Origin of the sequence: Streptomyces sp. H27-C3 (assembly GCF_030063415.1) — a bacterium.
In the GTDB taxonomy this organism is placed as follows: Bacteria; Actinomycetota; Actinomycetes; order Streptomycetales; family Streptomycetaceae; genus Streptomyces.
Genome location: NZ_JASITA010000030.1, coordinates 82,612 through 89,078, shown reverse-complemented (window position 1 = coordinate 89,078; position 6,467 = coordinate 82,612). Strand labels below are relative to the sequence as shown.

Genomic DNA, 6,467 nt, shown 5'->3' with positions numbered 1-6,467 from the left:
GGTGGTGCGGGGGGCCCCCCCGGTGTGGGGGGGCGCCCCGGAGGGGGTGGCCGTTACGCCTGTCCGGCCAGGCGGTAGCGGCGCGGGCTCTCGCCGACCAGGTCGGCCTGCCCCTGCTCGGTGAGCTTGACCAGGGCGTTGGCGACCGCCCCGGCGCTACGGCCCAGGGCCTTGGCCAGGCGAGGGGCGGTGACCTCGTCGCCCGGGTGGGCCTCCAGGTGCTCGAAGACCATCTGGCGCAGGCCGCCGCGTGCCAGCCGGGTGCTGGGCGCGGGCTTGTCCGCCTCCGGTGCCTCCGGTGCCGCCTCCGGGGCGGGCGCCTCGTCGGCCTCCGGCGCGGCCGTGTCCGCCTGGGGGGCGGGTGCCTCGGCCGGTGCCGCCTCGGGGGCGGGTGCGGCCGTCTCCGGCGCAGCGTCGGCCTCGACCTCCGTCTCGTCGGTCGGGGCCTGCGGGTCGGCGTCGATGGGGCGGTGGTACCAGCGGTCGGCCGTCTTGCGGCCGCCGACCTTCTCGCCGTGCTCCCGGTAGGCCAGGTTGTGCGCCTCCAGGGCGGTGAGGGCCTTGCCCGCCGTCGACCCGCCGATCCCGGCGGCCAGGGCGATCTCGGCGGCCTTCGAGCCGGGGCGGTCGGCCAGGGCGGCGAGCGCCTTGCGCTGGGCCTCGGTCAGGTTCGCCGGGGCGGTGGTGTTCGTCTCGGTGTTCATGGTCGTCCTCGTCTCGTACGGAAGGGCAAGTGGGTTACCCCGGCCGGGGGTTGGGCGGGCCGCGTGCGCTTCGCGGTGGGCCCCGCCGTGACTCCATGAACGCTCTGCCGGGGGCCACGAGTCAAGATCAATCCACCCTCTCTTTCTATTCCATGTGTATTGGGTTTCGTCTAGGTTGTGGATCACGAGAACACGCCCGTAAGCGAAGGGGCGGACATGACGACCGACACCGCACACACGGGGACGACCGCGCGCCTGCGGGCCCTGCTCGCCGAGAAGTTCGCCGACCCGGACGCCCCCATCAGCACCGCCCTGCTGCTCCTCGACATCCGCACCGGCGAGTTGGAGCTGAAGCTCTTCGCCCGTCTCGCGGACGGCCGCCGGGGGCCCCAGGTCTGCGTGTGGAAGTCCCGGGGCGACCGCAGCCCCTTCGCCATCGACGTGAGCGAGGCGATCCAGTCCCACCGCCTGCGCGCCTGGCGGCCCGGCGTCGACGAAGTCGTCATCGGACGCGACGCCACCACGAACTACCCCACGGGCGAGTTCGGCTGGGCGGTCAACGACCTCGACGCGGAGGGCTCGGCCTCGTCGCCGGGGCCGGCGGTCCGGCGACTGCGGGGCAGGATCAATTCACCCGATACCTATTCCATGTGTATTGGGTTTCGCCTATGGTGTGGACACGGGAACACACCCGGCACGCGAAGGGACGGACATGGCGACGACCGACACCGCACACCTCACCGGGGCAGAGTTCATGGCGCTGCAGCGGCAGGAGGACCGCATCGCCTACGCGGTCCAGCAGTTCAAGGAGGGCAAGTACCTCTCCATCACCAACGGCCCCGACGGCGAGATCGCCGGTACCTGCGGCCACGACCCCCGCGTCGGCCGGGACTGGCACCTCGGCCTGGTCGAGCGGACGGTGCGGGCATGAGCACCACGACCAGGCCGACCGCGCGCCTGCGGGCCCTGCTCGCCGACGAGTTCGCCGACGACGACGCCCCCGCGATCAGCACCGCCCTGCTGCTCCTCAACATCCGCACCGGCAAGGAGGAGCTGCGGCTCTTCGCCCGCGCCGAGGACGGCCACCCGGGACACGAGATCTGCGTGTGGAAGTCCGAGGACGACCACGGGCCCTTCGCCCTCGACATGATCGAGGCGATCCACTCCCACCGGCTGCGCCACTGGCGGCCCGAGGCCGACGCCTTCGTCCTCGGCATCATCTCCACCACCACGAACCGCCCCACCGGCCAGATCGGCTGGTCCGTCAACGACCTCGACACGGAAGCCGAGGCCGGAGCATGAGCACCCAGACCCCGACCCGCACGAGGATCACCCCGCGCCCGGCGGGGGAGGACTTCGCCCGCATCGACCCTGGGGACTTCGCCCGGGCCCGGGAGGTGCGCGCCGACCAGGTCGCCCTCGGCGACACGGTCGTCGCCGCCTTCCCCGGCAGCCACGAGCCGGGCACCGGCCCGGTCGACGCGGTCCACTTCACCGACCCGTACTGGGCGATGCCCGGAGACGTCGACCCCTTGTGCGGCTGCCTCTGCTGCCAGGCCGACGCCTACGCGCGGAGCGACGGACCGCTGGTCCTCATCACCGAGGGCTTCCCGTGGGACGGCTGCGACATCCACCCCGCCGCCGCCCTCCTCCTGGTCATCCCCTACCGGTGCGACTGCGGCTGCGACACCACCCCGCCCGCCGACTGGACCGGCTACGACTGGGACTCGGCCCCCTCCCTGCAGCACCTGCGCGAGACCGGACGCCCGCTGCGCCCCGGCGAGGCCCTCGACCTCGACCTCACGCCCGCCGCCCGCTGACCCGACCGAACGGAACGCACGCGATGCCCATCAACACCACGGCGCTGCCCGCCACGTACAAGGCGATACCCAACCCCGACGGCCGGGGGCCCGTCCTGCAGGTGACCTACGCGCACAACCTCGACGCCGAGTCCCTGGCGATGCGCCTGTACTACGCGTACGCCAAGGCCCCGGAGAACGACGAGACGCTCCCCGACGAGATCAGCGTCGAGACCCTGATGGGCCACCTCGGCGAGCAGGGCGCCTCGTGTGCCGAGGGCTGGCACGAGTACGAGAGCGAGCCAACCCAGCAGGCGTGGGACGAGGTCTGGCCCTGGGCCCAGGACCAGGTGCGCCGCCTCTTCCCCGACCTGGCCTGGAACGTGGACGACCGCCGGACCGTCCTGCCCTGGGAGACCGAGGCATGAGCGACCCCGAGCGCCGCACCTTCGGCGAGATGAGCATCGACGAACTCCTGGCCAGCGCCGGGAACGAGGCGGCCGCCCTGCGGGAGTACGTGGAGACCCACGGCCCGGACAACGAGCTGTACGCGGTGGTCGTACGGGCCTACGCCTCCAGCATCGGAGCCCGGGTGGCCGTCGCCGCCGCCAAGCACGAACTGGGCGCACAGCGGTGAGCGCCGCCGCCGAGCCGCTGGGGGCGAACGCGAAGAAGCGCCTCGTCGCCCGCCGCCTCCTGCACCAGGCGGGCAACCTGGTCGAGTTCTGGGGCGAGATGGGCGACGAGGCGGTCGACGCCGAGTTCGCCCGCGAGTGCCTCGCCCGCTGGCTGGAGGTCCTGCCCGCCGGCGTCTGGGACACCCGGCTCGAGCCCGTCGCCGCCCCCGCCGCAGCGACCGCCGGGACATGACGGACCAACAGGCGCTGAAGACCGCCGCCCTGGCCGCAGCAGGCCGGGGCTGGCGGGTCTTCCCGCTGCGCCCGGGCAGCACGGTGCCGGCCGTACGCGACTGGCAGAGCCGGGCCACCGACGACGCCGAGCGCATCGAACGCTGCTGGGACGCCGGGCCCTTCAACGTCGGGCTCGTGCTGTGCGCGTCCGGCCTGCTCGTCCTGGACCTCGTCCCGGCCGACCCCGGCGAGCGCCCGCCGCTGGACCTGCGCCAGCGCGGCGTCAGCGACGGCGCCGACGTCCTGGCGCTCCTCCTCGAGCGCGGCGGCGAGCGCTTCCCCTTCGAGACGTACACCGTGGCGGTGCCGGGCGGCGGCCAGCAGTACTACTTCGCGCACCCGGCCGGCTCGCCGTGCACGCCCCGGCTCTCCCTCGCTTGGCACGTCGAGGTGCGCTGCGCCGGGTACACCCCGGGTGCGGGCAGCGTCGTGCGGGGCGGCGCGTACGGCCTGGTCCACGACGCCGCCCCGCAGGCCGGACCCGAGTGGCTGACCGTCGGCCCCCTGCACCCGGCCCGCCGCGGCCCGGGGCCGGGCGGGAAACCCCCTGGACTGAGACAACGGGGCGTTGTATAGTTTGGGACGTAGGGAGCGCACCGCGCGACCTGCAAGGGAGCCAGGACACGGCCGCTCGCGCGGCCAGGGGAAGGTGCAACTCCTTCCACTCCCACGCAGCCGGAACGCGACCGGCTAGCTGGAACCGACGCCGACGGGTGTCGGAGCGGCCTCGAAGGAGCCGCTCCCGGAAGCCCCGGAGAGGGGATATGGGCGCGGGGGCCGGGGTAAGGACCCGGAGCTGCACCAGAAGGCCCTGCCGCGCGAGCGGCAGGGCCTTCAAACTGTCCGGACCTGCACCGAGGTCAGCCCCCGGCGCAACCCTGGGGGCAGCGTTCGCCCGCGCCGTAGACCGACTCGCACGTCGAACACAAGGCGGCGAAGACGAAGTTGCACCCGTTCCAGCAGTCCAGGTCCTCACACGAGTCCGGGCCCGGGCAGACGTACGGCTCGACCGGCTCAGGCTCCGGGAACGCCTTCTGCCAGGCGCGGTACGCGCCGGTGCTGCGCGTCGAGCACTCCACGGGGCAGTCCCACTCGTGGTCGCGGTCAGGGCACTCGGGTTTCGCCGGTCCCCAGTCGGTGAGCCGTCGAGCGAAGGCGACGGCCTTGGCCGCCGCGCGGTAGCTCTGGCCGGTGGCGACCATGTGCTGCCGGACGGCAGCCTTTTGGGAGTGGTTCGCGGGCATAAGGGGCTCCTGGGCGCGAGTCGGACTCAAGCGCGGTACGGAGCACCTTGGGCAGAAGGCGGCGAAGCCGCAATCGCAGGCCAGCGCGACGGCCCGGACGGCAGGCAGCATAGCGGGCGGCAGGGCCGGCAGGCGCGTGGTGATTGCGGGGCAATCACCACGCGGACGGCAGGCCGGGCACTCTTACGCGGGCGTCGGTGCCCTGGCCGTACGGAACGCGCTCTCGAAGCTCTCGTGGAAGGCCCGCCGGCGGATGTCGTCGGTCGCCTCGCCGCGCTCCTCGCGGACCAGCTCCCAGTGCCGCCGGCCAGCCTCGGTGGCCAGCAGGTCCGCTGCGGCCCGCTCCAGGGTCCGCGTCGAGAACTCGCCGGTCAGCCACTGCAGTTCCAGGGCCGTCAGCCGCACTGCGGCGAGCAGCTGCGCGCGCACCTCGGCGTCGCCGGCGTCCGGGCGCCCGGCCCACAGGCGGCCCAGCTCGGGATCGGCGGCCGCGGCCGTGACCGCGGCGAGGTGCCCCTTCAACGCCTCGACGCGCAGGAGCCGGCGGTTGTGCTCGCGCTGCTGGAGCACGTAGACGACCAGCACGGCGACGACTCCGGCCAGCAACAGGGCAAACAGGATGAGCATGCGACTTCCCCCCCACGGGATCGGCTGTGATGCGCCGATGCTCCACGGCGGTGGCGGCCGCGGCAAGGGCCTTGATGGGGAGCTGCTGGGGAGAGTCCGTGTGCCCGGCCCGACCACCTCTGTAACTGTTGCTTGTGTATTGGGTTACGCGTAGTGTCGTCCGCACCGCCCGCCCGCGCGCCCGCCGGGCCGGCCACCGAACCCACCACCGGACAAGGGGAGATGAACGTGACCGCAGAGCCCACCGGCACCGTTCCCAGCGCACCACAGGACTCAACGGACGACGACGCCCGGCGCCTCGCCGGGATCGACGCCCGCGAGCAGGCCGCCACCCCCGGCCCGTGGGCCACGGAGGGAGCGGACCAGCCGGGCATGCTCAAGGCCGACCACGGCCGCCGCATCCTCGGAGTCTTCGGCGGCCACCCGCAGGACGAGGCCGACGCCCAGTTCACCGCCCACGCCCGCCAGGACGTGCCCTTCCTCCTCGCCCGCGACGGCGCCCACGCCCAGCGCACCGCGCACCTCGAGCGGGCCCTGGCCGCCGTCACCGACTTCGCCGAGGCCACCGGCGTCACCGAGGCGAACAACCCCTGGCGGCACGGCTACCACGCCGCCCGCCAGGACCTGCTCGACATCCTGCGCATCACCGCGCCCGGCGTCGAGGCGGTACCCGCGGGCGCCGTGCTGTTCCTGGCCGAGTACGAGGGCGCCGACCCGGAGCTGTACACCAGCCTGAAGGCGGCGCAGGACTACTGCGCCGAACAGCTCGCCGGCGAGTCGCCCGGGCGGACCTGGGACTGGTTCCCCGAGGAGGGCGGCGCCTTCGTCCAGGTCTACACCAGCGACCTCGATGACCGGCCCCAGCACCAGGCCCCCGGCACCGTGCAGCGGATCACCGTCCGGCCCGGCCCGCAGGAGACCGAGCCGCCGCAGGCGGACCGCCCGCACCCGCACGCCGACGCCCTGACGACCGACGCCCTGGGGCGGCCGGTCTGCGACGGCACCCGGCACCGCGCGACCCGCAATTGCGAGGACGTCGCCGAGTTCCAGCTCCTGCGCGTCGGGACGAAGACCGTCGACTCCTACGCCTGCTCCGGGCACCTCGGCCAGGTGGTCTCCACCCTCAACGGCGGCGAGCACGGCAGCGTCCTCATCCACCAGATCGCCATCAAGGAGTAGCCG

The 6,467-nt window shown here is 73.6% G+C and carries 12 protein-coding genes; 8 read left to right on the top strand and 4 right to left on the bottom strand.

The features are described 5' to 3' along the window. Nucleotides 1-53 precede the first annotated feature (53 nt). Nucleotides 54-704 (bottom strand): hypothetical protein, encoded by a 651-nt coding sequence (locus QMK30_RS26840; RefSeq protein WP_283520907.1) that lies wholly within the window; start codon nucleotides 702-704, stop codon nucleotides 54-56. A gap of 182 nt (nucleotides 705-886) precedes the next feature. Next, the gene (locus QMK30_RS26835) at nucleotides 887-1,210 is read right to left on the bottom strand and encodes a hypothetical protein (protein ID WP_283520906.1); all 324 of its coding nucleotides are present in this window, start codon (nucleotides 1,208-1,210) and stop codon (nucleotides 887-889) included. Between the two features lie 206 nt (nucleotides 1,211-1,416). Here QMK30_RS26835 and QMK30_RS26830 point away from each other — a divergent pair, with 206 nt between their 5' ends. The 7 genes from QMK30_RS26830 to QMK30_RS26800 are packed head-to-tail and all read left to right on the top strand — an operon-like array spanning nucleotide 1,417 to nucleotide 3,990. Next, complete coding sequence (locus QMK30_RS26830) at nucleotides 1,417-1,635, top strand: hypothetical protein (protein WP_283520905.1); 219 nt, start codon at nucleotides 1,417-1,419, stop codon at nucleotides 1,633-1,635. Then, nucleotides 1,632-2,006: a hypothetical protein gene (locus tag QMK30_RS26825; RefSeq protein WP_283520904.1), complete on the top strand. Its 375-nt coding sequence runs from the start codon at nucleotides 1,632-1,634 to the stop codon at nucleotides 2,004-2,006. The genes QMK30_RS26830 and QMK30_RS26825 overlap by 4 nt, the downstream gene beginning before the upstream one ends. Beyond that, complete coding sequence (locus QMK30_RS26820; protein WP_283520903.1) at nucleotides 2,003-2,524, top strand: hypothetical protein; 522 nt, start codon at nucleotides 2,003-2,005, stop codon at nucleotides 2,522-2,524. Before QMK30_RS26825 ends, QMK30_RS26820 begins: the two co-directional genes overlap by 4 nt. A 23-nt stretch (nucleotides 2,525-2,547) precedes the next feature. Next, a complete protein-coding gene (locus QMK30_RS26815; RefSeq protein WP_283520902.1) occupies nucleotides 2,548-2,931 on the top strand; it encodes a hypothetical protein in 384 nt (127 codons plus the stop codon). After that, entirely contained in the window at nucleotides 2,928-3,140 is a 213-nt protein-coding gene (locus QMK30_RS26810) for a hypothetical protein (RefSeq protein ID WP_283520901.1), read from the top strand. The genes QMK30_RS26815 and QMK30_RS26810 overlap by 4 nt, the downstream gene beginning before the upstream one ends. Then, entirely contained in the window at nucleotides 3,137-3,373 is a 237-nt protein-coding gene (locus tag QMK30_RS26805; RefSeq protein ID WP_283520900.1) for a hypothetical protein, read from the top strand. The genes QMK30_RS26810 and QMK30_RS26805 overlap by 4 nt, the downstream gene beginning before the upstream one ends. Then, nucleotides 3,370-3,990: a bifunctional DNA primase/polymerase gene (locus QMK30_RS26800; RefSeq protein WP_283520899.1), complete on the top strand. Its 621-nt coding sequence runs from the start codon at nucleotides 3,370-3,372 to the stop codon at nucleotides 3,988-3,990. Before QMK30_RS26805 ends, QMK30_RS26800 begins: the two co-directional genes overlap by 4 nt. A gap of 284 nt (nucleotides 3,991-4,274) precedes the next feature. Here QMK30_RS26800 and QMK30_RS26795 read toward each other — a convergent pair whose 3' ends face one another. Together QMK30_RS26795 and QMK30_RS26790 are read right to left on the bottom strand one after the other, a co-directional pair. Further along, the gene (locus tag QMK30_RS26795) at nucleotides 4,275-4,658 is read right to left on the bottom strand and encodes a hypothetical protein (protein WP_283520898.1); all 384 of its coding nucleotides are present in this window, start codon (nucleotides 4,656-4,658) and stop codon (nucleotides 4,275-4,277) included. A gap of 183 nt (nucleotides 4,659-4,841) precedes the next feature. Continuing rightward, nucleotides 4,842-5,285: a DUF6082 family protein gene (locus tag QMK30_RS26790; RefSeq protein ID WP_283520897.1), complete on the bottom strand. Its 444-nt coding sequence runs from the start codon at nucleotides 5,283-5,285 to the stop codon at nucleotides 4,842-4,844. Nucleotides 5,286-5,513: 228 nt separating this feature from the next. On the opposite strand from QMK30_RS26790, the gene QMK30_RS26785 reads away from it, so the two are divergent. After that, complete coding sequence (locus tag QMK30_RS26785) at nucleotides 5,514-6,464, top strand: hypothetical protein (RefSeq protein ID WP_283520896.1); 951 nt, start codon at nucleotides 5,514-5,516, stop codon at nucleotides 6,462-6,464. Nucleotides 6,465-6,467: the final 3 nt, after the last annotated feature.

What these genes read in the sequence shown, in the direction of transcription:
- QMK30_RS26820 (WP_283520903.1), top strand. Translation starts at nt 2,003, where the DNA reads ATGAGCACCCAGACCCCGACCCGCACGAGGATCACCCCGCGCCCGGCG.
- QMK30_RS26810 (WP_283520901.1), top strand. Translation starts at nt 2,928, where the DNA reads ATGAGCGACCCCGAGCGCCGCACCTTCGGCGAGATGAGCATCGACGAA.
- QMK30_RS26835 (WP_283520906.1), bottom strand. Translation starts at nt 1,210, where the DNA reads ATGACGACTTCGTCGACGCCGGGCCGCCAGGCGCGCAGGCGGTGGGAC.
- QMK30_RS26825 (WP_283520904.1), top strand. Translation starts at nt 1,632, where the DNA reads ATGAGCACCACGACCAGGCCGACCGCGCGCCTGCGGGCCCTGCTCGCC.
- QMK30_RS26800 (WP_283520899.1), top strand. Translation starts at nt 3,370, where the DNA reads ATGACGGACCAACAGGCGCTGAAGACCGCCGCCCTGGCCGCAGCAGGC.
- QMK30_RS26790 (WP_283520897.1), bottom strand. Translation starts at nt 5,285, where the DNA reads ATGCTCATCCTGTTTGCCCTGTTGCTGGCCGGAGTCGTCGCCGTGCTG.
- QMK30_RS26795 (WP_283520898.1), bottom strand. Translation starts at nt 4,658, where the DNA reads ATGCCCGCGAACCACTCCCAAAAGGCTGCCGTCCGGCAGCACATGGTC.
- QMK30_RS26830 (WP_283520905.1), top strand. Translation starts at nt 1,417, where the DNA reads ATGGCGACGACCGACACCGCACACCTCACCGGGGCAGAGTTCATGGCG.
- QMK30_RS26840 (WP_283520907.1), bottom strand. Translation starts at nt 704, where the DNA reads ATGAACACCGAGACGAACACCACCGCCCCGGCGAACCTGACCGAGGCC.
- QMK30_RS26815 (WP_283520902.1), top strand. Translation starts at nt 2,548, where the DNA reads ATGCCCATCAACACCACGGCGCTGCCCGCCACGTACAAGGCGATACCC.